This window comes from Roseimaritima sediminicola (genome assembly GCF_009618275.1).
Classification (GTDB): Bacteria; Planctomycetota; Planctomycetia; order Pirellulales; family Pirellulaceae; genus Roseimaritima; species Roseimaritima sediminicola.
Genome location: NZ_WIAD01000138.1, coordinates 1 through 822, shown reverse-complemented (window position 1 = coordinate 822; position 822 = coordinate 1). Strand labels below are relative to the sequence as shown.

Annotated in this window: 1 protein-coding gene; it reads left to right on the top strand. The window is 59.0% G+C overall.

What is annotated here, in order from left to right; translation table 11 throughout:
- The coding region (locus tag GE027_RS22925) for a hypothetical protein (protein ID WP_202617514.1) at window positions 1-822 on the top strand (822 nt) is incomplete at both ends.

Sequence of the window (822 nt, the reverse complement as noted above, 5' to 3'; positions counted from 1 at the left end):
GTGACCACGACTCCTTCGTCCAGTTCCAGCAGCGGCGGCTGCGCGGATTCTGCCGACCAGAATCAAACGACCCAGTTCACTTTCACCGCCGATGGGGAGCTGGCGACCCTGACCGCTATCAATGCGACTACCGGTAACCAGACGACCGAATACGTCTACGGAACGACTCTTGCAGACTCTGCGATCGCTTCCAGTCGGCTGCTGCGGCGCGAATTGTACCCGGATTCAACCGGTCCCTCCGATAGCGTCACCTTTACCTACAACCGCCAGAGTCAGCGCACCAGCCTGACCGACCAGAACGGAACAATCCGGCAATTCGACTACGATACCCTGGGGCGGCAGACGCAGGACCGCGTGACCACGCTCGGCGCGGGTGTCGACGCCTCGATCCGCCGCATCGAGCAATCGTACGATGTGCGTGGGAAAGTCTCTGCCGTAACGTGTTACAATAATGCTACGGTCGGCAGCGGCAGCGTGATCAATCAGGTCACGCGCCAGTTTAATGGGTTCGGTCAAGTGACACAGACGTTTCAAGCCCACAGCGGAGTGGTCAACACATCGACGACGCCCTCAGTCGGTGCGTCCTTTACCGATGGTAGCAACAACACGCTTCGCCCAACCGGTATCAGCTATCCCGATGGCCGCACGATTGCTTATGGATACGGCAGCAGCGGTTCGATCGATGATTTCTCGAACCGCGTCGCCTCGCTGACCGACGACGATTCCACGGTCCTTGCCGAATACGAGTATCTGGGGCTTGGAGGCTTCGTGGCGCAGGATAGTCCTGAACCCGATCTTCGTTACACGCTTGTGTCGCCTTCA